We start from the raw sequence: 26994 nt of genomic DNA, 5'->3' as shown, positions 1-26994 counted from the left end.
AATACTTATTCTGCTGGCAGAGCTTACTCTACACCCATCTCTGCGCCTTCTAAATTCAAGTTCAGCTTGTCGCTTGTCACTTCGTCTTCGTCGTCCATTTCTTTCATTTCGATCTCTTCTTCGTTCTCGGAGAGAATCTTCACGTCCATCCCCAAGCTTTGAAGTTCCTTGATCAAAACCTTGAACGACTCCGGTACGCCAGGTTCCGGCACATTCTCGCCCTTGACGATCGATTCGTACGTTTTCACGCGGCCGACGACGTCATCGGATTTAACGGTCAATATTTCCTGCAGCGTATAGGCGGCACCATAGGCCTCAAGCGCCCATACTTCCATCTCCCCGAAACGCTGGCCGCCGAACTGGGCCTTACCGCCAAGCGGCTGTTGCGTAACGAGCGAGTATGGACCTGTGGAGCGCGCATGGATTTTATCGTCAACCATGTGCGCAAGCTTGATCATATACATGACGCCGACGGTAACTTCCCGTTCGAACGGATCGCCGGTGCGGCCGTCAAACAGAAGCGTCTTACCGTTGCGCTGCATGCCGGCTTCTTCCATCGTATCGAACACGTCGTATTCGCGAGCGCCGTCGAATACAGGCGTAGCGGTATGGATGCCGAGATATCTCGCAGCCATGCCCAAGTGAACCTCAAGAACTTGACCGATGTTCATCCGCGAAGGAACGCCGAGCGGGTTCAAAACAACTTCAACAGGCGTACCGTCCGGAAGGAACGGCATGTCCTCTTCCGGTAAGATGCGGGCAACGACACCTTTGTTACCGTGACGACCAGCCATTTTATCGCCCTCGGAAATTTTCCGTTTTTGGGCAATATAGACACGAACCAGTTGATTGACGCCCGGCGGCAGCTCGTCTCCGTTCTCGCGGGTAAACACCTTCACGTCAACGACGATACCGTCCGTACCATGCGGCACGCGGAGGGACGTGTCGCGAACTTCACGCGCCTTCTCGCCGAAGATCGCATGAAGCAAACGCTCTTCCGCCGTCAGCTCGGTCACGCCTTTCGGCGTTACTTTACCGACCAGGATATCGCCTGCGGCGATTTCCGCGCCGACACGGATAATTCCGCGTTCGTCAAGGTTCTTCAACGCATCTTCCCCGACGTTCGGGATATCGCGCGTAATTTCTTCCGGTCCGAGCTTCGTGTCACGCGCTTCGGATTCGTATTCTTCAATGTGAATGGAAGTATACACATCTTCCTTCACCAGTCGTTCGCTCAGCAAAATCGCATCCTCGTAGTTGTACCCTTCCCATGTCATGAAGGCTACGACCACGTTGCGGCCAAGCGCCAATTCGCCTTGTTCCGTCGAAGGCCCGTCGGCTAGAATGTCGCCGACACGGACTTGCTCGCCTTTATGGCAAATCGGACGTTGGTTGATGCAAGTCCCTTGGTTAGAACGTAAAAATTTATGCAATTTATGTTTAATGATATCGCCATTAACGACGCGGCCATCTACAATTTCCTGACGGCGCACCCAGATCTCGTTGGCGGAAACCTTCTCTACAACCCCGTTCACTTTGGAAACGATACATACACCGGAATCTTTCGCCGACTTATGCTCCATTCCCGTCCCGACGAGCGGCGCCTTCGGAATGAGCAAAGGTACGGCCTGACGCTGCATGTTCGATCCCATGAGGGCACGGTTCGAGTCATCGTTCTCCAAGAACGGAATGAGCGCCGTCGCGACGGATACGACCTGTTTCGGAGAAACGTCCATATAGTCGACGCGGTCTTTGGCAATTCTCAAGTTATCGTCTTTGTAACGAACAATGACCGTATCGTTGGCAAACTTGCCGTCTTCGGTCAGTTCGGCATTCGCCTGAGCGACAACGTAGTTATCCTCTTCATCGGCGGTCAAATACGAAATCTCATCCGTAACGACTCCCGTGTTGGGATCGACGCGACGATAAGGCGCCTCGATAAATCCAAACTCATTCACGCGCGCGAACGTCGACAAGGAGTTGATCAAACCGATGTTCGGACCCTCTGGCGTCTCGATCGGGCACATCCGTCCATAATGGGAGTGATGCACGTCGCGGACTTCAAAGCCTGCGCGCTCACGGGTCAAACCACCTGGTCCGAGAGCGGATAAGCGCCGTTTATGCGTCAGTTCGGCCAACGGATTCGTTTGGTCCATAAACTGGGACAACTGCGAGCTTCCGAAAAACTCTTTAATCGACGCAATGACCGGACGAATGTTGATCAGCTGCTGCGGGGTAATCGTGTTGACGTCTTGAATGGACATCCGTTCACGAACGACACGCTCCATCCGGGACAAACCGATCCGGAATTGGTTCTGGAGCAGCTCGCCTACGGAGCGGAGACGACGGTTCCCGAGATGGTCGATATCGTCGGTGCTGCCGATTCCATGCAGCAAGTCCATAAAGTAATTAATAGACGCAATGATGTCGGCAGGTGTAATGTGCTTGACGGTTTTGTCGATTTTACCGTTAGCAATCACTTTCACGACTTTGCCGTCTTCGATCGGCGAGTAAACATTGATGCACTGCAGCGGGATTCGATCATTCTCCACCACGCCATTCGTGATGTTGTACTCTTTGAAGCCTACGCTATCTTCCAGGAATGGAAGAATCGTGTCGAGCAATCGTCGATCGATCAACTGACCGGCTTCCGCAATGATTTCGCCTGTGCCCGGGTCAACGAGCGTTTCAGCTAAACGCTGATTGAACAAGCGATTTTTAATATGAAGCTTCTTATTAATTTTGTAACGGCCTACGTTAGCCAGATCGTATCGCTTCGGATCGAAGAAACGCGCGACCAGCAAGCTTCTGGCGTTATCGAGCGTAGGCGGCTCACCCGGACGAAGACGCTCGTAAATTTCGATCAGAGCCTTGTCGGTAGAGTCCGTATTGTCTTTATCCAAGGTGTTGCGAATATATTCATCGTCGCCGAGCAAATCGATAATTTCCGCATCCGTTCCAAAGCCGAGTGCGCGAAGCAATACGGTAACCGGAATTTTCCGCGTACGATCGATCCGAACATAAATAATGTCCTTGGCATCCGTCTCGAGTTCGAGCCATGCGCCGCGGTTCGGAATGACTGTAGCCGTATAGGTTTTCTTCCCGTTTTTGTCGACCTTGGTGCTGAAATAGACGCTGGGGGATCGAACCAGCTGACTGACGATAACCCGTTCCGCACCGTTAATAATGAAAGTTCCCGTTTCGGTCATCAGAGGGAAGTCTCCCATGAACACTTCCTGTTCTTTAACCTCTCCGGTTTCTTTGTTGATCAGGCGCACTTTCACTCGAAGCGGCGCTGCGAAGGTCACATCACGTTCCTTGGACTCATCCACCGAATACTTCGGCTCTCCGAGAGAATAGTCGATAAATTCCAACACCAAATTCCCCGTAAAATCCTGAATCGGGGAAATATCTTGAAACATTTCGCGCAATCCCTCATCCAAAAACCATTGATATGATTTTTGTTGAATTTCAATAAGGTTTGGCACTTCCAAAACCTCATGAATCCGAGCGTAAGACCTGCGTTTACGTCGACCTAATTGAACAAGATGACCCGCCAACTTAGATTCACCCCTCATGTCTACTCAATAGAACAAAATAAAAGCCTCTGCGGGAAGCCTTCTCGACTCAAGCACTCGCGAAGTCAAACTTCTTGTAGAAGCTTCTAATCCTGATGCAAATTAATAGACCTTTTTTTCACTTCATTGTTACCACAATTTTCTACATACCTTGTAGGGTTTACGTAAAATCTAAACATTATACGTCAGATGTTTAAATTTTATTCAACCGAGGCATAAAAAACTTCTTGACATTTTAGTTAACTAAAGACAAATTACCCAATCATAATGCTGACATTTTACTATAATAACACAGTGCAAAATACAAGTCAACATAATTCCCATCATCGGCGAAAAACGGAAAGATGCGATTGCACCAGCTCGTTCTATCGCTATTTCGTCGCCTTGATGATCCAATAGCCGCGGTCCCGTTCCACTTCTTCCACTTGCGAAAAGAGAGATTCGAGCTTCGCGTAAGCCGAAGGCGCGCCCTGCTTCTTCTGAATGACGACCCATAGCGCCCCGCCTTCCAGCAAGGCTTCATGCGCTTGCTCGAATATGCGATGCACCGTCTCTTTTCCTGCACGAATCGGAGGATTCGTAAGCACCGCATCGAAAAACTGGCCTTTCACCGCGGCAAGCAGATCGCTTTGTACAATCGTCACATTGGCAATGCGGTTATGCTCCGCATTCCTTCTAGCCAAAGATATCGCTCGTTCGTTGATATCCAGCATCGTGACATGACCTTGCGCCGCGATCCAAGCAGCGGCTAGACCTATCGGCCCGTATCCGCATCCAACATCCAGCACTTTAGCTTGGGGCGTCAATTCAACCGTCTCCACGAGAAGCTTCGATCCGAAATCGACACCTTTTTTGGAAAATACGCCCGCATCCGTCATAAATACAAACTTATGCCCGCGCAGCGTCTCCTCAATCCGATGCAAATCATGCTCTACACTTGGCTTAGACGTGTAATAGTGTTCCGCCATGCGCGAATCCTCCCATTCTTTTTTGCAGACAAAAGCAAAACCCCTTGCAGAGGTCGTCCTCGAACAAGGGGTGCGTTTGGAAGTTAATTACTTCACTTCTACGGAAGCGCCTGCTTCTTCCAATTTTGCTTTTACAGCTTCTGCTTCTTCTTTGGATACTTTCTCTTTCAACGCTTTCGGAGCGTTGTCTACGAGATCTTTTGCTTCTTTCAAGCCGAGGCCTGTGATTTCGCGAACAACTTTGATAACGTTGATTTTGGATGCACCAGCGTTGTTCAAGATGACGTCGAATTCAGTTTGCTCTTCGACTGCTGCTGCGCCAGCGCCTGCAACGACAGCTACTGGAGCTGCTGCAGTTACGCCGAATTCTTCTTCGATTGCTTTAACCAGGTCGTTCAGTTCCAATACTGTCATGCCTTTAATGGCTTCCAAGATTTGCTCTTTGCTCATGGTTAAACCTCCATTATCTTAATTAAGATGTTTTAGTTTGTGGTCTTGCACAGGTACGGCTTGTATTACGCTTGCGCGCCGCCTTCTTGCTTCTCAGCGACAGCTTTAACCGCAAGGGCGAAGTTGCGCACTGGAGCTTGGAGCACGCTGAGCAACATGGACAGAAGACCTTCGCGGGAAGGCAGTTCAGCCAATGCTTTGATTTGATTGAAGTCTACAACTTTGCCTTCAACCACGCCTGCTTTAACTTCCAATTTATCGTTCTTCTTAGCAAAATCCGTCAGGATTTTGGCAGGAGCGATAATGTCGTCTTTGCTGAATGCAATTGCGGTAGGACCGCTCAAGAACGAGTCCAGTTCCGTCAATTCTGCAGTTGCTGTCGCGCGGCGTACCAACGTATTTTTCAATACTTGGAACTCAATGCCGGCTTCACGCAATTGTTTACGAAGCTCAGTCACTTGAGCTACGTTCAAACCGCGGTAGTCCGCAACAATCGCGCAGGAGCTTGCTTTCAGTTTTTCGGATACTTCCGTCACCTGAGCCGCTTTTTGCTCAATGATTTTTGCGTTTGCCATTTTTGCACCTCCTACAAGTTTTCGTCAGAAAACTGCTTCGAAAGCATCTGCCAAGTTTTCGATAGAAAACCGTAACCGTCTTCCTAAGCATTCTCCTTGTAACCCGAAACTTATCGTAAACATCGTCCGCACTAGCCGAGCGTCTGTCGAAAACATCTTCGCCTGAAAACGAAAATGCCTTCGCAGACAACGCGAAGGCATGATGATTCCCATATTCACTAGCCGTAAAGCTTCGAATATCGAACGTTTATCATAACACCTCGGCAGGAGATTAAGCTTGGAGCATCCAAGCACCTGCTGTCTACGGTAAGCATATTCACTTGTTATTGAACCTAATTAGGTTAGCACGCCTGACCTTGAAAGTCAACTGGCAAGCTGTTCCTTATCGTTGGTTCGCTACGTTGATGCGAGCGCTCGGACCCATCGTCGAGGATACCGCGATGTTCTTCAGGTATACCCCTTTGGCAGCTGCCGGTTTCGCTCTGTTCAACGCGTCGATCAGGGCTTTGAAGTTTTCTGCGAGCTTCTCGGCGTCGAAGGAAACTTTCCCGATCGGAGCATGGATTTGTCCGGCTTTATCCAGACGGTATTCGATTTTACCAGCCTTAATTTCCTGAACGGCTTTCGCTACGTCAAACGTAACAGTGCCCGCTTTAGGGTTAGGCATCAAACCTTTACCACCCAAGATACGACCGAGTTTACCGACTTCACTCATCATGTCCGGCGTAGCTACGCAGACATCGAAGTCGAACCAACCTTGTTGGATTTTATTGATCATGTCTTGATCGCCTACGAAATCAGCGCCAGCCGCTTCCGCTTCTTTAGCTTTTTCGCCTTTTGCGAATACAAGAACACGTTTGGTTTTACCTGTACCGTGAGGCAATACAACCACGCCGCGAACAGCTTGGTCTTGTTTTCTCGGGTCTACGCCCAAGCGCACAGCCACTTCGACGGTTTCGTCGAATTTGGCTACCGCCGTCTTCTTAACCAACTCGATAGCTTCGAGCGGCTCATAGAACGTGTCGGCGTTGATCAACTTGGAAGCTTCCAAGTATTTTTTGCCGTGTTTAGCCACTTTGCAGTCCTCCTATGTGGTATTAGCGGAATATCCTCCCACTGGTTGAAGTTCTCCTCCGACGAGGAAAACTTAAGCATGGCAGCCTTCGATTAGTCCTCGATGACTACGCCCATGCTGCGAGCCGTACCTTCGATCATACGCATAGCAGCCTCGACGGATGCAGCGTTCAGGTCAGGCATTTTTTGCTCGGCGATTTCGCGCACTTGCGAGCGTTTTACGGTTGCGACTTTCTTCTTGTTCGGTTCGCCGGATCCTTTTTCGATCTTTGCAGCTACGCGCAAAAGAACGGCAGCCGGAGGCGTTTTTGTCTCGAACGTGAAAGAACGGTCTTCGAAAACCGTGATTACGACCGGAATGATCAAACCTGCTTGATCTGCGGTACGAGCGTTGAACTCTTTGCAGAACGCCATGATGTTAACGCCTGCTTGACCGAGTGCCGGACCGATCGGCGGCGCCGGATTCGCTTTACCTGCTGGAACTTGCAGTTTTACCATTTTGATAACTTTTTTTGCCATTGTGTGACACCTCCTCGTTCGTAGTATGACAGACGATCATGTTACAGCTTTTCCACCTGATGGTAGTCAAGCTCCAACGGCGTTTCCCTGCCAAACATATTGACGTGCACCTTCAGCTTGCTTTTGTCGACCAGAATTTCTTCCACGGACCCAACGAAGTTGGCGAACGGACCGACCTTCACGCGAACCGTCTCTTTCAGTTCGAAATCGATCTTCGGTTTCGGTTCTTCCATGCCCATATGCTTGAGAATCGACTCTACTTCTTCAGGAAGCAAAGCCGTCGGTTTCGAACCGGAACCGGTCGACCCGACAAAGCCGGTAACGCCAGGCGTATTGCGCACAACATACCAGGAATCGTCCGTTTGGATCATCTCCACCAGCACGTATCCCGGGTATACTTTACGCATTACGGTCTTTTTCTTACCGTCTTTGTTCACAAGCTCTTCTTCCATAGGCACGAGCACGCGAAAGATCTTGTCCTTCATGTCCATGGATTCCACACGTTTTTCTAAATTGGCCTTCACCTTGTTTTCATACCCGGAATAGGTATGTACGACGTACCATCTTTTTTCCATTCCCATTAGCGCCACCAATCAGCCTGAATTATTGAAACACGAGGCGAAGCAGCTCAGAAATCCCTAAGTCCAGAACGTAGAAGTACACCGTCACGAAGATGACCGTAAACAACACGACCAGCGTGTAACTAATCAGCTCTTTACGGCTGGGCCATTTCACTTTTTTCAACTCGGACCAAGCGTCCCCAAAAAAAGAAAACGTGCTGCCGAATCCCTGCTTCACTTTAGCTAAAAAGGACACAACTACACCTCCAAAAAACTAGCGAGTTTCGCGATGAGCCGTTTGTTCATTGCAAAATTTGCAATATTTCTTGAGCTCCATGCGGTCAGGATGGTTGCGCTTATTTTTGGAAGACGTATAGTTTCTCTGCTTGCAGTTTGTGCACGCTAACGTGATGATCACCCGCATGATGTACACCTCCTACGGACCAGCCTTTGATTTACAACCTTATGCGACCAGCAAAAAAACGCCTACTCGTTTTAAGGCTACCTGAACACTTTAGCACACGGCATACTTCATGTCAAGGAAAAAGGATTACACCTGTCATGCTCGTTATTACCAGTATGGACCGTCAACGGGGCTGTTAAACCACCCGCAGCGGTCAACGGCACAAAAAAGGGCACCTTCTCGGGTAGAGGAAAGGTGCCTACTTTATGCGTCGCGAACTTCCAAATATCTCTCCAATTTGCGTTTAACGCGCTGCAGGGCGTTGTCAATAGACTTGACATGGCGATCCAAATCTACAGCAATTTCTTGATAGGATCTTCCGTCCAAATACAGCATCAGCACTTTGCGCTCGAGATCGCTCAAAATCTCGCCCATCTTGTCTTCCAGACCGCTGAATTCCTCTTGATTAATAATCAGTTCTTCCGGATCGGATACGCGGGAACCGCAAATGACATCCAGCAACGTTCGATCTGAATCTTCATCGTAGATCGGCTTGTCCAAGGAAACGTAAGAGTTAAGTGGGATATGCTTCTGGCGGGTGGCTGTCTTGATAGCCGTGATGATCTGACGGGTAATGCAGAGCTCGGCAAATGCTTTGAAAGAGGCAAGCTTATCGCCGCGGAAGTCGCGAATGGACTTGTACAGCCCGATCATGCCTTCCTGTACGATATCTTCTCGATCGGCTCCGATCAAAAAATAAGATCGTGCCTTGGCGCGTACGAAGTTTCGATACTTGTTAATCAAGTATTCCAGCGCATCGCTATCGCCTTCGCGGACCGCTTCGACTACATCTTCGTCTGCCTTGAGGTCGTATTCGTACATTCTCAATTCTTTGAAGTCGACACTCACCACAATCCCTCCGGCCTGCGCTTGAAAGATAGGATTAGTATACATTATGTAACCTAACATCGTCAATAAAATTCGCGCTAGCAAAAGCTTCAAAGCCCACGGCGTTACGCTATTTTATCGCTCACGCCGCCAATCCTCGAGCCGTTTGCGCTGCTCGTCGCTTAAGCGGCTGTCGAACGTATTTCGCTTGGTTTCGGCCTCATCCTTGATCTTACGCCGGATTTCCTGACGCGCAAGGCGAACCTTCACCAGCAGCTCGCTGGCCGGAACCCGGTAGGCTCCCTTGCCGAAGATGACGTGCTGCTCGGTCATATCCGAAGTCGCTACATAAATCTGCTTACGCCGCCCGATATGGGTGACCACTAATCTTTCAATCAGCTCGTCCGCCGTTTCTTTCTCTTTCGTAAAATAGATGGGGAGCTTGCTCTGTGTGTATTTACCGCCCAGCCCGGGTACAAAGTAAGCATCAAAGACGAGAATGACCTTCATCCCGGAGTACGACTGGTATTCCGCCATGATCTGAATCAACCGGTCCCGCGCTTCTTCGAGCCGGATTTCCTTCAGCTTCTGCAGCTCCGGCCACGCTCCGATAATGTTGTACCCGTCCACAATCAAAATTTCTTGGATCATGCCGACCACCCGCCGAGATCAAACCGGCTGTGGCCGCTCACTGTGCCGCAAGCCGTTGGCGCACCACTTCGTACATAAAGACGGAAGCGGCAACCGACGCGTTCAGTGAATTGATTTGACCGAACATCGGCAGCTGCAGAAGAAAGTCGCACTTTTCCCGAATGAGCCGGCCAATGCCTTTGCCCTCGTTGCCGATCACGATCGCCAGCGGCAAATTTAAGTTCGTCTGGTAAAGCGGAGCCTTGGCGCCCACGTCCGCACCGGCGATCCAGACGCCCTGCTGCTTCAACTGCTCGATCGTCTGCGCCAAGTTCGTGACCCGCGCAACCGGCACGTATTCAACGGCGCCGGCCGATGTCTTGGAGACGGTCGCTGTCAATCCGACGGACCGCCGCTTCGGAATAATCACGCCATGTACGCCCGTGCAGTCGGCCGTCCGCAGAATCGAACCGAGATTGTGCGGATCTTCGATTTCGTCCAAAATGAGCAGGAACGGCGTCTCATTCTTCTCCGCCGCGCGCGCAAGCAAATCCTCGACGTCTACGTAGTCGTACGCAGCCACCTGCGCGACGACGCCCTGATGCTGAATGTCCCCGGCCATTTGATCCAGCTTCCGCTTATCGGCGAACTGGACGATAACCCCTTGCTGCTTAGCCTCCGCGATGATCGGCTGCGTCAGCTGTTTTTGCGCCTGCTCGGCCACCCATATTTTATTGATCGTGCGGCCGGAACGCAGCGCTTCCAACACGGAATGCTTGCCCCCAATGATTTCTTCCATGCAGGTCGTCCTCTCGTTATAGTTTAGATTTCTTGAGTTCAGCTTCTTCTTCCCGCTCCAACGACAAGTTCAGCAAGAACAGCAGCCGTTCCCAACGGCGCATGTAATATAAATAACCGATCAAGCATTCGAACGCGGTGCTGTGCCGGTATTCGAGCACGTCCGCGTTCTTCGCCTTCGTAGCGGACTTGGCGTTGCGGCCGCGCTTCACGATGTCCGTCTCCTCCTCCGTCAACAGAGGAAGCCACCGCGTTAACGATTTGGCCTGCGCTTTGGCCGATACGTACCGAGTCGCGAGCCGATGCAAATGATTCGGCTTGTGGTTCGTTTGCGACACCACATATTGCCGGATAAACACCTCGTACACGGCGTCTCCCATGTACGCGAGCACCAGAGGGTTCAACAGCCGCGGCTCGCGGGCCGGCGGAAACGCAAACAGGTTAACGCCGAATGGATCCGGTTCCGGTCCTGGATCACGTTTCGATTCAGTGTTACTTCTCGATTCACTTCCAACTTCAGGCTTCAACTCGTCTCGTCCGTTCCCCGTCATTTGCGCCGCCAACGAATGCCCTGAGCCGTATCTTCCAGCACGATGCCGCGTTCAGTCAATAGATCGCGAATTTCATCCGCACGAGCCCAGTTCTTGCTTTTGCGGGCTTCGGTACGGTCGGCGATCAGCTGCTCGATTTCTTCGTCAAGCAAATCGTCCGCTTCGGGCGCCAGAATGCCGAGCACATCGTCCATCGCCGCAAACTGCTGCAGCAAAAGCTCCAGCGTAGCCGCATTCACTTCCTCCCGGTTAGCGTAAGGGTTGGCCACATTGACTAATTCGAATACGGCGGTAATCGCATCCGGCGTATTGAAGTCGTCGTTCATTTTCGCTTCGAATTGCGCCTTCACGTCCTGAACCGCTGCTGCAATCGCGGGATCCGCTGCAGCGGGAGCGCCCCCCGTTTCCGCCGCTGCGGATTTCAGGCGATGCTTCAGCGCGGAGATACAGTTTTCAATGCGGGCTAAGCTGCCTTTGGCCTGCTCCACGGCCTCGTCGCTGAAATTGAGCGGGTTGCGGTAATGGCCCGACAGCATGAAATAACGAATGACTTGCGCGGGAATCGTCTTCAAGAGCTGGTGTACGGTTATGCCGTTGCCGAGCGATTTCGACATTTTCTCATTATTGATATTGACGAACCCGTTATGCATCCAGTAATTAGCCATCTGATGCCCGGTTAAACCTTCGGATTGCGCGATTTCGCATTCGTGGTGCGGGAATGTCAAATCCTGTCCCCCGCCGTGAATATCGATCGTCTCGCCCAAATATTTGCGAACCATGGCGGAACACTCGATGTGCCACCCGGGGCGGCCGTCGCCCCAAGGGCTCGACCAGCTGATTTCACCGGGCTTCGCTGCTTTCCAGAGCACGAAATCTTGCGGGTTCTCTTTGCGCTGATCGACATCGACACGGATACCGAACTGCAGTTCGTCAAGATTTTGCTGCGACAGCTTGCCGTATTCCGCAAACTTCGACGTGCGGAAGAATACGTCACCTCCCGCTTCATAGGCAAGCCCTTTGGCTTCAAGGCCCGAGATGAACGCGATAATCTCGCCCATATTTTGGGTCACTCGCGGATGCACGGTCGCTTCACGAACGCCGAGCCCTTTCGTATCTTCATAATACTTTTGCACGAACAAGTCGGCTACTTCAGGAACCGTCGTTCCCATTTCTGCCGCCTTCTTAATCAGCTTATCGTCCACATCCGTAAAATTAACGACATACTTCACGTTGTACCCGATCGATTCGAGATATCGACGCACCACGTCGAAGAAGATGACCGGCCGTGCATTGCCGATATGAATATAGTCGTAAACCGTCGGCCCGCATACGTACATGTTTACTTGTCCCGCTGTGAGCGGCTTAAACTCATCCTTGTTGCGGGTTAACGTATTGTAAATCTTAAGCGTCATGAGATTCGCTTCCTCCGTTCTTTCGTTCCGATTCCAGGTGCGTCACTTTCGTTTTCAGTTCATCGACCTGCTCCTGCAGTTGGCGGAACATCTCGATGACCGGATCCGGCAAATTGTTGTGCTCCAGCCGTCCGACGCGCACCCCGTCCCGCTTCACGATCCGTCCCGGGATGCCGACCACCGTACTGTTCGGCGGCACTTCCGACAGCACGACCGCGTTCGAGCCGATCCTTGAATTTTCTCCGACCGTGAAGGAGCCCAGAACCTTGGCTCCGGCCGAGATGACGACATTGTTACCGAGTGTCGGATGCCGTTTGCCCTTCTCTTTCCCCGTACCCCCGAGCGTCACCCCGTGATACAGCAGCACGTCGTCCCCGATCTCGCACGTTTCCCCGATCACCACACCCATGCCGTGGTCGATGAAAAACCTTCTGCCGATCTTCGCCCCCGGATGAATCTCTATGCCTGTCATGAAGCGGCTGACTTGAGAAATGATTCGTGCGATCGTAAACCAGCGCTTCTTATAAAACCAATGCCCCACCCGGTGCGCCCATAGCGCATGCAAACCGGAGTAAGTAAATACAACCTCGAACCAGCCTCGCGCGGCAGGGTCATTCTCAAATATCGTATCGATGTCTTCTTTCATTCTGCTGAACATAGCTGGGACCCCACTTCCCCTGAACCTTGATAAAATGCCGCAATAACAAAAAACCCCTGCAGCCCGATTCGGCTGCAGAGGCGTTGTTCTTCGCGGTTCCACTCTGCTTGGTTGAACGAACCCGCAGCTTCGCGCGGCCCGTCACTCCCATCTTCATCGTTCGTATCGTGAACGCTACGGTAAAAACTACCCTGATGAGCGACAGCGGATAACCCTGGTCTCCGCTGAAAGTCAGATCGTCTTTACGGCTCCCGGGTGCACTTCCGCCGAATAAGGAATGGACAACTCGCAGCCGGCCGTCTAAGCCGGTCGTCCTCTCTGGGAATCCTCATATCTGCGTACTTTCCCGTTCGTCGCCGTTGGCATATGGTATTGTTTAAGATGTTAGCAGAAAACTAGACGCATTACAATAACTTCTTCAGACGTGCAAGCACGGTATCCCGGCCCAGAAGACGGATCGTCATATTCAGGTCCGGACCGTGCATTTGGCCGGTCAAAGCGACGCGGATCGTCATAAAGAGAGGTTTGCCTTTATAGCCGGTTTCCGTCTGGACCGCTTTGACCAAGGCTTTAATCGTGTCCACACTGAAGTCAGATGCGCCTTCCACCTGCTTCTGGAAGCTGCCGAGCACGATCGGGGCGTGTTCTTCGGCGAGCATAGCCTTCGCCTCGTCATCCAGCTGCACGTCCTCGCGGAAGAACAGCTCGGAGACCGGTACGATTTCCGCCGCGTACCGAAGTTGATCCTGATACAGCCCCACCAACGCGCGGACCCACTCGGCCTGTTCGTCGCTCAGCGTCGCGGGCAACCGTCCGGCCTGCTGCAGATGCGGCAGTGCGAGCGTTACGATTCTCTCCGGATCGGCTTTTTTAATATATAAATTATTCATCCAGTTAAGCTTATCCATATCGAACACGGCCGGGCTTTTGGACACACGGTCCAAGTCGAACTGGGCAATCAGCTCGTCCTTGCTGAAAATTTCCTCTTCGCCTTTCGGGGACCAGCCCAACAGCGCGATAAAGTTCATCACCGCTTCCGGCAGGTAGCCGAGCGCTTTGTACTGCTCGATGAATTGAATGATCGACTCGTCGCGCTTGCTCATTTTCTTGCGGTCCTGGTTCAGAATGAGCGATAAATGCGCGAATTCCGGCGTCGGAAGTCCAAGCGCTTCGTACATCATAATTTGACGCGGCGTATTCGTCAGATGCTCCTCGCCGCGGATGACGAGCGTGATTTTCATCAAGTGATCGTCCAGGATCACGGCAAAGTTATAGGTCGGAATCCCGTCCGGGCGGACGATAATAAAGTCGCCGATACCCGCGGACTCGAACTCGACATGCTCCCGGATGCGATCTTCGAACGCAATCACTTTATTGGCCGGCACGCGAAAACGGATGGACGGCTTGCGCCCTTCGGCCCGGTAAGCTTCCGCTTGCTCCGCTGTCAAGTGACGGCATTTGCCCGAATACATCGGCATATGGCCGGCCGCTTCTTGCTCGGCGCGCTCCGCCTCCAGCTCGGCCTCCGTGCAGAAGCAAGGATAGGCGTTCCCTTCGCGCAGCAGCTGCTCCACGAACGGTTGATACAGATCGAGCCGTTCGGTCTGCCGGTAAGGCCCGTACGGTCCGCCGATGTCGACGCTCTCGTCCCAATCGATGCCGAGCCAGCGCAGGCCTTCCAACTGACTATCCACACCGGACTCCACGTGCCGACTCTGATCGGTATCCTCGAAGCGTATAATGAACTGCCCCTCATGCTTGCGGGCATATAAATAGTCGAACAATGCGGTACGGGCGCCCCCGATATGTAAATGTCCGGTCGGACTCGGCGCATACCTTACGCGAATATTTGCCATGACCCCATTCTCCTTCCGTCTCCCTTGAAACTAATACTCGTTATGATAGCACACCTTGAACCAGACAGACAATCGCCTGCGCGGCGATGCCTTCCCCTCGTCCGGTAAAGCCGAGCTGCTCGGTGGTCGTCGCCTTGACGTTCACCTGCGACGCTTCCGCGCCGAGCGCAGCGGCAATCCGTTCCACCATAGCCGGAATGTATGGAGCCATCTTCGGCTTCTGCGCGATGATCGTACAATCCGCGTTGCCGAGCCGATACCCCGCTTCCGTCGCCAGCTTCCATATGTGCAGCAGCAGCTTGTAGCTGTCCGCATCCTTGAATTCCGCATCCGTATCCGGAAAATGCTTGCCGATATCCCCCATCGCCAGAGCGCCGAGAATAGCGTCGCTTAACGCATGCAGCAGCACATCCGCATCGGAATGACCGAGCAGTCCTTTCTCATAAGGAATTTCGACGCCTCCGATGATGCATTTGCGGCCCTCGACCAATTGGTGCACATCAAACCCTTGCCCTACGCGAATCATTGGCTTCCCTCTCCCCTGACGTTTCGTAGTATCCACGCCGCCCAAGGCAAATCCTCCGGCGTCGTAATCTTAATGTTATAATAATCGCTTTCGACAACCGATACCTGCCGCCCGAGCCGTTCCACCAGCATCGCGTCGTCCGTACCCGTGAAGCCTTCTTCTCGCGCTTTCGCATGCGCCTCCAACAGCAAGGCAAGACGAAAAGCTTGCGGGGTTTGAATCGCCCACAAGCTGCTGCGGTCCGGCGTCGCCTCTATGACGCCTTCTCTGTTCACGATTTTGATCGTATCCTTCACCGGTACGGCAAGCACCGCCGCTTCCGTCAATTCGGCTTGCCGCAAGCAAGCCCGAACATGCGTTTCCGCTGCAAACGGGCGCACGCCATCGTGAACGAGCACCCATTCGACGCGGTCCCCCAGCGCCGACAGCCCTTGACAGACGGAATCTTGGCGTTCCTTCCCGCCTGCGAGGATTGCGGTTACTTTAGAGAGACCGTATGCCCTCACATAAGACCGGCAGCGGTCTACATCGCCCGCTCCCGTCACCAGCACGATTTCGTCCACGAACGGCATCCGATTGAACGCCGATAATGTATGAACCAGAATCGGCTTGTCGTCTAACTGCAAATATTGTTTGCTTTCCCGCGTGCCCATGCGCGTACCTTTACCGGCCGCCACAATGACGACGCCAACGCCTGTGTTCAAACCGTCCACCTGCCCAAACCGTCTGGCGTTTTCCTCGCAGCCCGCATTCTCGCTTCATCTGCTTACCCCGGAAAAACGCATCCTCTCTATCATAACGCTTTAGAGCGCTTTTTCCAATAGTTTCGGTTTGGCGAAAATCATCCGGCCTGCCGACGTCTGCAGCACGCTTGTCACCAGCACATCCAGCGTCGTTCCGATAAAATCGCGTCCGCCTTCCACGACAATCATCGTGCCGTCATCCAAATAAGCGACGCCTTGACCGTGCTCTTTACCGTCCTTAATCACCTGAACGAGAATCTCCTCGCCCGGCAGCACGACCGGCTTGACCGCATTGGCCAAGTCGTTAATGTTCAGCACCGAGACGCCCTGAAGCTCGCACACCTTATTCAGGTTGAAATCGTTCGTAATCACTTTGCCCTGCAGCACTTTCGCCAGCTTCACCAGCTTGCTGTCCACTTCGGAGATTTCTTCGAAGTCTCCTTCATAGATCAATACCTTAACGTCGAGCTCCTTTTGAATTTTGTTCAAAATATCAAGCCCTCGGCGTCCCCGGTTGCGCTTCAGCAAATCGGAGGAATCGGCAATATGCTGCAGTTCCTCCAGTACGAATTCGGGTATGACCAACGTCCCCTCAATAAAACCGGTCTTGCAGATGTCGGCGATTCGCCCATCGATGATGACGCTCGTATCTAAAATTTTGTGTTCCTCAAAACCTTTCACTTCACCAGGGGCCCGGCGTGTCCGATCCCCGGCGCGCTTTTCCAGCATAGCCACGAGCTCTTCTTTTTTGACCGTCCCCAGCCTATAGCCGGCGTACCCCAGCACGCCGATACACAGCATATGCAGGAGCGGATTGGAAAAGCCCGAGCGCTCAAGCGGCTGCAAGATCAGCGAAGACACGAGCAGTCCTACGCCCATACCGGTCGTACCGGCTAACAAATCGGTAACCGGCACGTGAGCGACACGCTCTTCTCCGCTGCGGATCATCCGCAGCAAATATGCGAGCGTCCATCCGCTTACGGAATAAAACACAAGCGCGCCGATCGCGAACATCCAAACGGCTTGTCCTTGGATCGTTTCTATCCCGATGACTGATGCTATGACTTCAAAAAAAGGTTTACCTAACGTATCACTCCACCCGTTCCCCAATGCTCCCCCGACGACGGCAAACAAGAGCTGGAACCATTTTTTCATCATAGTCTTCACCTCCATAAAATCCTATTTTGCATTCTAGTTACAATTATGAACCAAAAGCTCTCTGCCTAATCGTAGCCAAGGTAAGAAAATGCAAAAAAGCATTTATTTCCCTTTCGGAAAATAAATGCTTTTCATTTTCGCTTTGTTCCGTTTAGATGGCCGTGGTCTTGGACTCCGGCTCATCTACCGCTTTTTTTCGTTTGCGGCGGAGGAAGAAGAAGACTCGATCAACGTTTTTTTTTAGCCCGTACAGCGCATATAACAGCAGCGGTACGAAGATCATCTTGGATAAGGTACCCGGGAATTGAATCGCCAGGACGACGGCGGCAATCACGACGACCGGCGTAATCCAAATCGCCGCTTTCGGGATACCGATTTTCTTAAAGTTCGGATACTTCACGGTGCTGATCATTAAATAGGACAAGAGCAGCGTCGACAACGCAAGCACGATCGTATTCAGTTCTTGGTGAAACAGCGCAAGCGTACACAGAACGCCGCCTGCAGCTGGAATCGGCAAGCCGATAAAGTAACCCGGCGTTCCGGCAACTACATTGAAGCGAGCGAGACGCAAAGCCCCGCAAATGGGGAAGATGGCGGTGACGATCCAAGCGGCAGCTGCATTCAGCTCCGTGAAAGCGACGACATACATAATGAATGCCGGGGCAACGCCGAACGAGATGACATCGGACAACGAATCCAGTTCTTTGCCGAATTCGCTTTGCGCATTAAGCGCCCTTGCTACGCGACCGTCCAAACCGTCAAGCAGCATCGCCACGATCACCATGATAGCCGCAAGCTCAGGTTTATTGTTAAATACGGAGATAATCGCGATAATACCCAGAAAAAGATTCCCAATCGTGAACAGGTTCGGGAGAGATTTTGCTATCATGTATTTGATCCACCTCTGGTTTTACTGTGCCCCAATACCAATATGTATATGAGGCCACCTTATGATTGTATGCAAGTTAGATATGTCTGTCAATGAGTACCTGATCTTGGATACGCTTCAAGCCTTCTTTTATGGTCCGGGCCCGCACTTCGCCGATCCCGTCCACTTCATCCAGCTCATCGATGGTCGCCATCATAAGGTGCGGAAGCTGCCGGAAGCGTTCAATCAGATTATTGATGATAATCGACGGCAGCCGAGGAATTTTGTTCAACACGCGGTAGCCGCGCGGCGACACGATTTCTTCCGCGCCGGCGGAAATATGCGGATAGCCGAGCAATCTTGAGATCTGCGCATGATCGAGAATTTCATCGCTGGCAAGCCGTTTCAACTGTGCGAACACGTCCCTGACCTTCTCTTCGTTGCATTCCTTAATATAATCTTTGACGAGCAAATAAGCCTCGCGTTCTGTATTGCCTACCAATTCCTCGAGCTGCATGCTGATCAAACGCCCCTCGTTGCCGAGTTCGTTGATATATCGATTAATCTCCGCTTTAATCCGCAGCACCATTTCAATCCGTTGGATGACGCTGGTGACGTCGTGCAGCGTAACGAGCTCCTCGAATTCGGAAGCTCCCAGATTCGTCATATCCTGATCGAGCACAGACTTATATTTCTCAAGCGTTTGGATCGCCTGGTTGGCCTTCGTTAGTATGACGCCGATGTCCTTCAACGCATACCGAAGATTTCCTTGGTACAACGTAATGACATTACGCCGCTGGGAAATGGACACGACGAGCTTCGAGGTTTGCTTCGCTACCCGTTCGGCCGTACGATGCCGGATCCCGGTTTCCGAAGAGGAAATCGAGGAATCGGGGATAAGCTGCGTGTTGGCATACAAAATACGTTTCAAGTCCTCGCTGAGAATGATCGCGCCATCCATTTTAGCCAATTCATATAAATAATTCGGGGAAAAATCACAGTTAATGGAAAATCCCCCATCCACAATTTCCATGACCTCCGGACTGTAGCCGACTACGATCAACCCGCCCGTTTTGGCGCGCAGCACATTCTCGAGTCCGTCCCGAAACGGGGTGCCCGGCGACACCAGTTGCAATAATTGGCTCATTACGTCGCGTTTTAGATCTTCCTTGCTCAAAGATGTCCCTCCTGACGACTAAACTAAAGCGGCGGACAGCGCTTCCGCAACGGTCTGCACGCCAATGATTTCGATCCCCTTCGGGGGTGTCCAACCTTTTAAACTTTTCTGAGGCATAATGACCCGTTTGAAGCCAAGCTTCTGGGCTTCACGGACGCGCTGATCGACGCGGGACACGCCGCGCACTTCCCCGGTCAATCCCACTTCACCGAATACAACATCGAACGGCTGGGTAGGCTGATCGCGAAAACTTGATGCGATGCTGACGGCAACCGCCAAATCGACGGCCGGCTCATCCAGCTTCACCCCGCCCGCCACGTTCAGATATGCGTCTTGATTTTGGAGAAACATGCCCATCCGCTTCTCCAGTACGGCTATAATTAACGAGAGCCGGTTGTGATCATATCCGGTCGCCATACGCCTCGGGGACGGAAAGTTCGTCGTTGAAATCAACGCCTGCAGCTCCACAAGCACAGGCCGGGTCCCCTCCATGCTGGCGACGACCGTCGAGCCGGCAACGCCGAGCGGGCGCTCGGACAAGAACAGCTCGGACGGATTGTCGACTTCGACCAACCCGCTTTCGCGCATTTCGAAAATCCCGATTTCGTTCGTCGAGCCGAATCGATTCTTAACGGCCCGAAGCACCCGGTATGAATGATGCCGCTCTCCTTCAAAATACAGAACGCAATCGACCATATGTTCGAGGAGACGAGGCCCAGCGATAGCCCCTTCCTTAGTAACATGGCCAACAAGTACGGTTGCGATACCTTTAACCTTGGCGATCCGCATAAAATGCCCGGTGCACTCGCGAACTTGGGAGACGCTTCCCGGTGCTGACGCCACGGCCGGATGGTACACGGTCTGAATCGAATCGATAACGATAAAATCGGGCTGCACCTCTTCGATCGCCGCCTCGATAAATTCCACATTCGTCTCGCTCAGCACGAACAGAAGGGGCGATACCGCCTGCAGGCGATCCGCGCGCAGCTTGGTCTGCCGTACCGATTCCTCGCCCGAGATGTACAGCACCTTTAACATCTGCGCCGTGAGCTCATGCGAGGTTTGAAGCAGCAGCGTCGATTTCCCGATACCCGGATCGCCTCCGACCAAAATTAACGAGCCCGGCACCAAGCCTCCGCCGAGCACCCGGTTCAACTCCTTGTTCCGCGTGACAATCCTGGCTTCTTCACTGCTTTCTATGTCTATGATCGAAATCGCTTTTTCTTTCTTATTGGTAATCGAAGTGTGCGAGCCCCTGCTCTTGCTGACCGTCTCCACTTCTTCGACGAACGTATTCCATGCTTCACAGCCAGGACACTTGCCCAGCCATTTCGGCGATTCATACCCGCATTGCTGGCAATAAAATTTCGTTTTCGTTTTGCTCATATTTCTTCTCCCGACTTAAGTTCCATTACAAAGTTTACCATGCCTAAGAATCCTTGAAAACCCTTATAGCCATGTCAGGCAAAATAAAAAAAGCTTTCGTCCAAAGCTGTATGCAAATAAAGAAAAAACCCGCTGCCGGTATACCCGACAGCGGGAAAATCTGTTTCCTAGGCTTCCGTGCCTACGCTTTGATTTCGTTGAACGACAAGTTCGCCATCCTTCTCATCAATCGTTAATGTATCGCCTTTCGAGATGTTTCCGCGAAGCAGCTCTTCGGACAAGCGGTCCTCGATATGCTTCTGAATGGCCCGGCGCAGCGGTCTGGCTCCAAAGCTCGGATCGAAGCCCTCTTTAGCCAAGAACGCCTTCGCGGAGTCCGTCAGCACGAAGTCGACGTCCTGCTCCTTAAGACGTTTACGCAGCTCGTCGGCCATCAAGGTTACGATTTGCGCGATATGCGTTTCGTCGAGCGAATGGAAGACGATGATTTCGTCGATCCGGTTCAAGAATTCCGGACGGAAGCTTTTCTTCAGCTCGCCCATCACTTTGTCTTTCATGTTATTGTAGTCTCTGCCCGCATCGTGCGCCGCGGTAAAGCCCAGCGTCGAATTTTTCTTAATGACGTCCGCGCCGACGTTGGAGGTCATAATAATCAACGTATTGCGGAAGTCGACCGTACGGCCTTTGGAATCGGTCAGACGGCCGTCCTCGAGCACTTGAAGCAGGATGTTGAACACTTCCGGGTGCGCCTTCTCGATCTCGTCGAGCAGGACAACCGAGTACGGCTTGCGGCGGACCTTCTCGGTCAACTGGCCGCCTTCCTCATAACCGACATATCCCGGAGGCGCGCCGACCAGACGGGATGTCGAGTGCTTCTCCATGTACTCGGACATGTCGATCCGGATTACCGCGTTCTCGTCGCCGAAGAGGGACTCGGCCAGCGCACGCGCCAGCTCTGTTTTCCCGACCCCGGTCGGGCCAAGGAAGATGAACGAGCCCATCGGGCGTTTCGGGTCTTTCAGACCGGCTCTCGCACGGCGGATCGCACGGCTGACGGCTTTCACCGCTTCGTCTTGACCGATAACGCGGTCATGCAGAATCGATTCCATTTTGAGCAGGCGTTCCGTTTCCTCTTCGGCCAATTTGACTACCGGGATGCCGGTCCAGCTGGCGACCACCTGTGCAATATCCTCCGGCGTTACCTCGGAATCGGTGCGGCCTTGCTTCTCTTTCCACTCGTTCTTCGTGGAATCGAGCTCTTCGCGCAGCTTTTGCTCGGTATCGCGGAGGGATGCCGCCTTCTCGAACTCTTGGCTTTGCACCGCAGCATCCTTCTCTTTGCGGATATCCTCGAGCCTATTTTCCATATTTTTCAAATCTGGCGGTACCGTGTATGAGCGAAGTCTCACTTTGGAGCTCGCTTCGTCAATCAAGTCGATTGCTTTGTCCGGTAAGAACCGGTCCGTAATGTAACGATCGGACAGTTTGACCGCTTGCTCAATGGCTTCGTCCGTAATTTTCACGCGGTGATGCGCTTCATAGCGATCGCGCAAACCGTGCAGGATTTGGATCGCTTCTTCCGGCGACGGCTGATCGACCGTAATCGGCTGGAAGCGTCTTTCAAGCGCCGCGTCCTTCTCGATATATTTGCGATACTCGTCAAGCGTCGTCGCGCCGATGCATTGCAGCTCGCCGCGAGCCAGCGCCGGCTTCAGGATGTTGGAAGCGTCGATCGCGCCTTCTGCACCTCCTGCGCCGATGAGCGTATGCAGCTCGTCGATGAACAGAATGATGTTCCCGGCTTGACGAATTTCGTCCATGATTTTTTTAAGGCGATCTTCAAATTCACCGCGGTATTTCGTTCCGGCCACCACCGAACCCATGTCAAGGGTCATGACGCGTTTGTCTCGCAGTGTCTCCGGAATTTCATTAGCCACTATTTTTTGCGCGAGGCCTTCGGCAATCGCCGTTTTACCCACCCCGGGCTCCCCGATCAAGACCGGGTTGTTCTTGGTCCGGCGGCTCAGCACTTGGATGACGCGCTCAATCTCTTTGCTCCGGCCGATAACCGGATCCAGATTGCCTTCCTTCGCGTAAGCCGTCAAATCGCGCGCTAGGCCATCCAGCGTCGGCGTATTCACGTTAACGGGATTGCCGTGGCTCGGCGATACGACCTCGCTGCTGCCCAGCAGCTGCAGCACTTGCTGACGCGCCTTGTTAAGGCTGACGCCGAGGTTGTTAAGCACGCGCGCCGCCACGCCCTCGCCTTCGCGAATCAGGCCGAGCAGAATGTGTTCGGTGCCGACATACGTATGGCCGAGTTTGCGGGCTTCGTCCATCGACAGCTCAATTACCTTTTTCGCACGAGGCGTGTAGGCGATATTGGTAGGTTGTTCTTGACCGCGGCCGATGAGCGATTCGACTTCGTCTTGAATTTTCTCCAGGCCGAGGCCGAGCGCGATCAAAGCTTTAGCCGCGATCCCTTCGCCTTCGCGAATCAGTCCGAGTAAAATATGCTCGGTTCCGATATTGTTATGACCCAATCGGACTGCTTCCTCTTGAGCCAAAGAGAGCACTTTCTGCGCACGTTCCGTAAATCTGCCAAACATCATGAGTAACACCTCCAAGATTGGTATACATTTTATTTATGCTGCGTTAACCACAAGACGAGGCTTATCCTGATGTCAGCGAGCTTCATCCGATTCGGACATTTTATCCCGGATCAGCTGCGCTCTTCTAATGTCTCTTTCTTCAGGCGATAGCTTTTCTCCTGCTGTTTGCTGCAAAAAACCTGGTTGCGTCATCACCAGCAGTTCATTCAGCGCCTGAGGAGACACTTTCTTGATAAAGCCCATATCAATGCCTAGCCGCACATCTGAAAGCCGCTGGGCCGCTTCCTTGGAATCCATAATAGCCGCATACGATAAAATTCCGAAAGAACGGCTTACCCGGTCGAGCAGCTTCGCTCTGCTTTCTTGCGCCAGCTTTTGGCGTGCCGCCCGTTCATGCTCAATGATTTGCCGGACGACACTGTGCAGGTTATCGATAATTTCTTCTTCCGATTGACCCAGCGTAATTTGATTCGAAATTTGGAATAAATTGCCCAGTGCCTCGCTGCCTTCCCCGTACAGTCCTCTCACCGCCAGCCCCACCTGTGTGATGGCCGACAAAATCCGGTTAATTTGCTGCGTTAGCACAAGCGCCGGCAAATGAATCATGACCGAGGCTCGAATGCCGGTTCCCACGTTAGTCGGACAGCTTGTCATGTAGCCCCGTTTCTCATCAAACGCGTACTCCAGATGGCTTTCGAACAAATCGTCGATCTGATTCGCCAAGTCCCACGCTTCCTTAATCTGAAAACCGGGGCACAAGCATTGTATTCGAAGATGGTCCTCTTCATTCACCATGATGCTGATCGATTCGTTGTCGGACAAAATGACCGCGCCGTTCCGCGACTCGTTAGCGAGCGCCGGACTGATCAAGTGTTTCTCCACGAGCACCCTTCGCTTCAACTCATCCAATTCGGACAACGGGAGCAGCGTAAACCGGCTGATCGTATCGAGTTCTTCGTTCCCGAGCACTTCGGATACTTTATCGAGCACTTCCTTGGATTGTTGGTTCGTCGCCAGCATAGGGAACGGGTACGCTCTTACGTTGCGGGCGATACGGATTCGGCTGCTGATGACGATATCCGAGTCCGGGCCATCTCCCTTCATCCAATCGCTTAACGCATTTTCCGTAAAGCGGTGCACTTCCGCCATTAGGAATCCTCCTCTCTATCGTCCATCGTTTAAGCTTCTGATATTTTTCGTTCCAATTCCCGAATTTGATCTCGGATCTTTGCCGCTTGCTCAAATTCTTCTTTCTCAATGCGCACAAGCAGTTCTTTCTTCAGCGAGTCGATTTCGCGTTTATATTGAATTAACCCGCCTGATCGTTTCGGAACCTTGCCCGTGTGCACAATATTGCCGTGAACCCGCTTGAACAACGGATCCAGTTTCTCTGTAAAATGCTTGTAACACTCGCTGCAGCCGAATCTTCCGACTTTGCTGAACTGACTGTACGTCAAGCCGCAGTGTTCGCAGCGTGTAGGTTGAATTTTAGAAGCAGACGCATTGTGCGAAGACGGCTCGAAATCAAGAAGCCCGCTCAGCAGGTTGTGGATTGAAAATCCGTTCGGAGTGCCCGGAATGAGCTCCCCCTTCTCTCTGGCGCATGTTTCGCAAATGTGAAATTCGGTTTTCTCGCCATTCAGTATTTTCGTAAAGTGAAGCGTCGCTTGTTTCTTTCCGCATTCCTGACAGATCAAGACGGCCCCTCCTTCAGTTCATGAATTGAAGGTTAATTATTTGCCCAGCAGCGATATCAGCATCGCTTTCAACAGCTTGGCGCGAATTTCGTCCCGCAGCGGCAGCTTTAAGGCCAACACTTCACGGGCCATCGCCGCTTTCATTAAGCATGCTTCCCGCCGGGTAATGTACTTGCCTTCCTCGAGTTGATACAAGAGCCCTTCAGATGCGGTCTGGTCGATGTGCGTGCCTATATTCTGGAAAATAAAGTCGAGCACCGTACCCTGCGAATGCAGCCCGATTTTCTGAATGCGTATGTACCCTCCGCCGCCGCGCTTGCTTTCGACAACGTAACCTTTCTCCAAGGTAAAGCGGGTACTGATCACATAATTGATTTGCGATGGAACGCAATTGAATTGATCGGCCAGTTCATTGCGCTGGATCTCGACCACGCCGTCGGGGCTCTGCTGCAAAATTTGCTTCAGATACTGTTCAATGACTTCTGAAACATTGCGCATCCATTTGACCTCCACGACTAAAGTTGAAGAAAACGTCAAAGGTTTAGTCTTGTTTCTGACTTTGACTTTCTTTGACTTTAAAAACATTATAGCAGATTTACACAAGAATGCAACTATTCCCTAACGCCTTAAACCTCATGCGCTGATGCATATTCTGACCTCATTTCGGACCTCATCGATCTACAGTTATTATGTTTAAATTCAGTGGGATTATGTTTTCATTATTTACATGGCTCTCCACGATATACATCAAGGACTCAAATCGGCTATCCACATCTAGATTACCAGGGTGGTTCAACCTTCGATCCCCCTCAGCAATACCCAGACTATGGGAAATCAACCACTACACCCCCTCGGCACCTTTAGCGGACAACACATATCCGTTCCAGACGGTGGCACAATACAGTGTATGAACGGCGTGGCAGCTTTGTCTACGTTGCTAATCTGACCGTAAGGAGTGAACCTATTTTGAAACGGATCTGCTACTTCGTCCTCACTGTGGCACTGGCCTTGGTTAGCCAGTTCTCGATCTCAGCCATTCCAGCCTATGCTGACGGACCCTATCATTTCGGATTTAAAAAAAGCGTAAACGGCCAGTTACCCTCCATCGATGAAGAAGGCTTTAAATCATTGCTGCAAAAATATGAAGCGATCTTCACCGGAGATACTTCCCAAAAAGAATTATATTTAACTTTTGATAACGGCTATGAGAATGGGTATACGTCCCGAATTCTGGACGTGCTGAAACAAAAGCAGGTGCCCGCCATTTTCTTTGTCACAGGCCACTACGTCACAAGTCAACCCGAGCTGCTGAAGCGGATGGTGCAAGAAGGTCATCTGATCGGTAATCATTCTTGGCATCATCCCGACATGAGTCAAATTTCTGCGGACCGCATTCGTGAGGAATTAACGAAGGTCAAGACAGAGGTTACCGCCGTAACAGGGCAACAGGAAATGCGATATTTACGTACCCCACGGGGTATATTTAACGAACGGACGTTGGATGTAAGCAAACAGCTCGGCTATATCAACGTATTCTGGTCGATCGCCTACAAGGATTGGGACACGAAGGATCAGAGAGGGGCGAAATACGCCTATGATAAAGTGACTTCGCAGCTTCATCCTGGAGCGGTTATCTTGCTTCATTCGATTTCCAAAGATAACACGGATGCGTTGGCCAGCATTATCGATGAAGCGCGTCGGCAAGGTTATGTGTTCAAAAGTTTGGGGGAAATGAGTGTTCGAACGCCTTAAGCAAGACAAAGAGCCAGCGAGAACGGGGCAGTATTACGCTCATGCTGGCTCTTTGATTTTTTATTCATAGCTGAATCATGATGCGTGATCTCCGCTATTTGCGGTAAAATAAATAAAAGCCCGGTTGGATAAATTCCAAACGGACTTTTATGGAT

27 protein-coding genes and 1 other annotated feature are annotated in these 26994 nt (G+C 51.9%); of the genes, 1 reads left to right on the top strand and 26 read right to left on the bottom strand.

The window, feature by feature from the left end:
• Positions 1-23: 23 nt before the first annotated feature.
• The 26 genes from rpoB to PVA01S_RS18280 all read right to left on the bottom strand — a co-directional run bounded on the left by rpoB (position 24) and on the right by PVA01S_RS18280 (position 25585).
• Positions 24-3578 (bottom strand): DNA-directed RNA polymerase subunit beta, encoded by a 3555-nt coding sequence (gene rpoB, locus PVA01S_RS18405; protein ID WP_127608813.1) that lies wholly within the window; start codon positions 3576-3578, stop codon positions 24-26.
• Between the two features lie 371 nt (positions 3579-3949).
• A complete protein-coding gene (locus PVA01S_RS18400) occupies positions 3950-4546 on the bottom strand; it encodes a class I SAM-dependent methyltransferase (RefSeq protein ID WP_127608812.1) in 597 nt (198 codons plus the stop codon).
• A gap of 87 nt (positions 4547-4633) precedes the next feature.
• Positions 4634-4996 (bottom strand): 50S ribosomal protein L7/L12, encoded by a 363-nt coding sequence (rplL, locus tag PVA01S_RS18395; protein WP_054797080.1) that lies wholly within the window; start codon positions 4994-4996, stop codon positions 4634-4636.
• A gap of 65 nt (positions 4997-5061) precedes the next feature.
• The gene (rplJ, locus tag PVA01S_RS18390) at positions 5062-5571 is read right to left on the bottom strand and encodes a 50S ribosomal protein L10 (RefSeq protein WP_054797079.1); all 510 of its coding nucleotides are present in this window, start codon (positions 5569-5571) and stop codon (positions 5062-5064) included.
• Between the two features lie 160 nt (positions 5572-5731).
• Positions 5732-5896: a sequence feature (ribosomal protein L10 leader region), on the bottom strand.
• Positions 5897-5953: 57 nt separating this feature from the next.
• On the bottom strand, positions 5954-6646 hold the full coding sequence (gene rplA, locus PVA01S_RS18385) for a 50S ribosomal protein L1 (protein WP_054799676.1): 693 nt from the start codon (positions 6644-6646) through the stop codon (positions 5954-5956).
• A gap of 92 nt (positions 6647-6738) precedes the next feature.
• Positions 6739-7164 (bottom strand): 50S ribosomal protein L11, encoded by a 426-nt coding sequence (rplK, locus tag PVA01S_RS18380; protein WP_127608811.1) that lies wholly within the window; start codon positions 7162-7164, stop codon positions 6739-6741.
• 41 nt (positions 7165-7205) lie between these two features.
• Positions 7206-7739: a transcription termination/antitermination protein NusG gene (gene nusG, locus PVA01S_RS18375; protein WP_127608810.1), complete on the bottom strand. Its 534-nt coding sequence runs from the start codon at positions 7737-7739 to the stop codon at positions 7206-7208.
• 28 nt (positions 7740-7767) lie between these two features.
• On the bottom strand, positions 7768-7980 hold the full coding sequence (gene secE / locus PVA01S_RS18370) for a preprotein translocase subunit SecE (RefSeq protein WP_127608809.1): 213 nt from the start codon (positions 7978-7980) through the stop codon (positions 7768-7770).
• Positions 7981-7998: 18 nt separating this feature from the next.
• Positions 7999-8148 carry a 50S ribosomal protein L33 gene (gene rpmG, locus PVA01S_RS18365; protein ID WP_014372565.1) on the bottom strand — a complete coding sequence of 50 codons (150 nt, stop codon included), beginning with the start codon at positions 8146-8148 and terminating at the stop codon, positions 7999-8001.
• A 243-nt stretch (positions 8149-8391) separates the two neighbouring features.
• Positions 8392-9036, bottom strand: coding sequence for an RNA polymerase sporulation sigma factor SigH (sigH, locus tag PVA01S_RS18360; RefSeq protein ID WP_127608808.1), 645 nt, complete (start codon positions 9034-9036; stop codon positions 8392-8394).
• 114 nt (positions 9037-9150) lie between these two features.
• Entirely contained in the window at positions 9151-9666 is a 516-nt protein-coding gene (locus PVA01S_RS18355; RefSeq protein WP_054797077.1) for an NYN domain-containing protein, read from the bottom strand.
• Between the two features lie 37 nt (positions 9667-9703).
• Positions 9704-10444, bottom strand: a complete 741-nt coding sequence (rlmB, locus tag PVA01S_RS18350) for a 23S rRNA (guanosine(2251)-2'-O)-methyltransferase RlmB (protein ID WP_054797076.1) — start codon at positions 10442-10444, stop codon at positions 9704-9706.
• A 16-nt stretch (positions 10445-10460) separates the two neighbouring features.
• Positions 10461-10994, bottom strand: coding sequence for a Mini-ribonuclease 3 (locus tag PVA01S_RS18345; protein ID WP_127608807.1), 534 nt, complete (start codon positions 10992-10994; stop codon positions 10461-10463).
• On the bottom strand, positions 10991-12406 hold the full coding sequence (gene cysS / locus PVA01S_RS18340; protein WP_054797075.1) for a cysteine--tRNA ligase: 1416 nt from the start codon (positions 12404-12406) through the stop codon (positions 10991-10993). Before cysS ends, PVA01S_RS18345 begins: the two co-directional genes overlap by 4 nt.
• A complete protein-coding gene (cysE, locus tag PVA01S_RS18335) occupies positions 12396-13064 on the bottom strand; it encodes a serine O-acetyltransferase (RefSeq protein ID WP_127608806.1) in 669 nt (222 codons plus the stop codon). The genes cysS and cysE overlap by 11 nt, the downstream gene beginning before the upstream one ends.
• A 404-nt stretch (positions 13065-13468) precedes the next feature.
• On the bottom strand, positions 13469-14920 hold the full coding sequence (gene gltX / locus PVA01S_RS18330) for a glutamate--tRNA ligase (RefSeq protein ID WP_127608805.1): 1452 nt from the start codon (positions 14918-14920) through the stop codon (positions 13469-13471).
• Positions 14921-14960: 40 nt separating this feature from the next.
• Positions 14961-15446 (bottom strand): 2-C-methyl-D-erythritol 2,4-cyclodiphosphate synthase, encoded by a 486-nt coding sequence (gene ispF, locus PVA01S_RS18325; protein ID WP_054797074.1) that lies wholly within the window; start codon positions 15444-15446, stop codon positions 14961-14963.
• The gene (gene ispD / locus PVA01S_RS18320; protein WP_127608804.1) at positions 15443-16150 is read right to left on the bottom strand and encodes a 2-C-methyl-D-erythritol 4-phosphate cytidylyltransferase; all 708 of its coding nucleotides are present in this window, start codon (positions 16148-16150) and stop codon (positions 15443-15445) included. The genes ispF and ispD overlap by 4 nt, the downstream gene beginning before the upstream one ends.
• Before the next feature lie 99 nt (positions 16151-16249).
• Complete coding sequence (locus PVA01S_RS18315) at positions 16250-17347, bottom strand: PIN/TRAM domain-containing protein (RefSeq protein WP_127608803.1); 1098 nt, start codon at positions 17345-17347, stop codon at positions 16250-16252.
• Between the two features lie 151 nt (positions 17348-17498).
• Positions 17499-18236: a CDP-diacylglycerol--serine O-phosphatidyltransferase gene (gene pssA, locus PVA01S_RS18310; protein WP_127608802.1), complete on the bottom strand. Its 738-nt coding sequence runs from the start codon at positions 18234-18236 to the stop codon at positions 17499-17501.
• A gap of 76 nt (positions 18237-18312) precedes the next feature.
• Positions 18313-19362: a DNA integrity scanning diadenylate cyclase DisA gene (gene disA, locus PVA01S_RS18305; RefSeq protein ID WP_054799679.1), complete on the bottom strand. Its 1050-nt coding sequence runs from the start codon at positions 19360-19362 to the stop codon at positions 18313-18315.
• 48 nt (positions 19363-19410) lie between these two features.
• Positions 19411-20778 carry a DNA repair protein RadA gene (radA, locus tag PVA01S_RS18300; protein ID WP_054797073.1) on the bottom strand — a complete coding sequence of 456 codons (1368 nt, stop codon included), beginning with the start codon at positions 20776-20778 and terminating at the stop codon, positions 19411-19413.
• Positions 20779-20945: 167 nt separating this feature from the next.
• Positions 20946-23390: an ATP-dependent protease ATP-binding subunit ClpC gene (gene clpC / locus PVA01S_RS18295; RefSeq protein ID WP_127608801.1), complete on the bottom strand. Its 2445-nt coding sequence runs from the start codon at positions 23388-23390 to the stop codon at positions 20946-20948.
• A gap of 72 nt (positions 23391-23462) precedes the next feature.
• Positions 23463-24539 carry a protein-arginine kinase McsB gene (gene mcsB / locus PVA01S_RS18290; RefSeq protein ID WP_054797072.1) on the bottom strand — a complete coding sequence of 359 codons (1077 nt, stop codon included), beginning with the start codon at positions 24537-24539 and terminating at the stop codon, positions 23463-23465.
• A 29-nt stretch (positions 24540-24568) separates the two neighbouring features.
• Positions 24569-25087, bottom strand: coding sequence for a protein-arginine kinase activator protein McsA (gene mcsA, locus PVA01S_RS18285; RefSeq protein WP_127608800.1), 519 nt, complete (start codon positions 25085-25087; stop codon positions 24569-24571).
• Between the two features lie 36 nt (positions 25088-25123).
• A complete protein-coding gene (locus PVA01S_RS18280; protein ID WP_054797071.1) occupies positions 25124-25585 on the bottom strand; it encodes a CtsR family transcriptional regulator in 462 nt (153 codons plus the stop codon).
• Positions 25586-26083: 498 nt separating this feature from the next.
• On the opposite strand from PVA01S_RS18280, the gene pdaA reads away from it, so the two are divergent.
• Complete coding sequence (gene pdaA, locus PVA01S_RS18275; protein ID WP_236595711.1) at positions 26084-26839, top strand: delta-lactam-biosynthetic de-N-acetylase; 756 nt, start codon at positions 26084-26086, stop codon at positions 26837-26839.
• The last annotated feature ends 155 nt before the right edge of the window (positions 26840-26994 follow it).

It is taken from the genome of Paenibacillus validus NBRC 15382, from assembly GCF_004000985.1.
Classification (GTDB): Bacteria; Bacillota; Bacilli; order Paenibacillales; family NBRC-103111; genus Paenibacillus_G; species Paenibacillus_G validus.
The sequence above is the reverse complement of the archived record's forward strand: the minus strand, read 5'-3'. Positions and strand labels throughout refer to the sequence as shown.